This window comes from Streptomyces sp. SID1328 (assembly GCF_009865595.1).
Lineage (GTDB): Bacteria > Actinomycetota > Actinomycetes > Streptomycetales > Streptomycetaceae > Streptomyces > Streptomyces griseoluteus.
In genome coordinates this window covers 1-561 of sequence record NZ_WWKH01000317.1, presented here as the reverse complement: position 1 = coordinate 561, position 561 = coordinate 1, and the positions used below count along the sequence as shown (strand labels likewise).

The window sequence follows — 561 nt, the reverse complement described above, 5'->3', positions numbered from 1 at the left end:
GGCGTCGCGGGGGACGCGCGCGTACAGCTCCTCGGCGAGCGAGAACACGTCCCGGTGCCGGTAGCGGGCGGCGGAGCGGTCGGTGAAGCCGTGCGACTCCAGCCCGGCCGCGATCTCCAGCGGATCCACGGCCCGCTCGCACAGGTCCCGGTGCTGGTGCAGCAGGGCCTTCACGGGGTCGACGGCACCCCTACGGGGAGCGGCCCCGGCCCCGGAAGAGGCCCCAGAGGCCCCGGACGCCGCCACCGTTCTGTCCACGCCCTTCATCGCGCCCCTTCCGCCCCGGCTCGGACCGGCGCCGGTGAGTCCCGCAGCAGGGTGGGGACGGTCCAGCGGCCGGGTACGTGGGCCTCGGCCGGGACGGCGAACGGCAGGGGCTCCCCCGCCTCGTCCACGGCGACCCGGCGCACCGGACAGTGCGACATGATCTCCAGGTAAATGCCGTGAAATGCCGCGATGTTCTGTTCGACGCCGAACAGCTCCAGCGCCCGCGCCCGCGCCGCCGCCCCCAGCCGCGCCCGGCGCTCGGGGTCGCGCAGCAGCGCCACGCACGCCTCCGCG

At 76.1% G+C, this 561-nt stretch carries 2 pseudogenes; both read right to left on the bottom strand.

Features of this window, described 5'->3' with window-relative positions:
• Positions 1 to 267: pseudogene (locus GT030_RS09260) on the bottom strand (hypothetical protein); the annotation flags it as partial.
• Positions 264 to 561, bottom strand: a pseudogene (locus GT030_RS09255) (transferase); the annotation flags it as partial. The pseudogenes GT030_RS09260 and GT030_RS09255, both read right to left, overlap by 4 nt.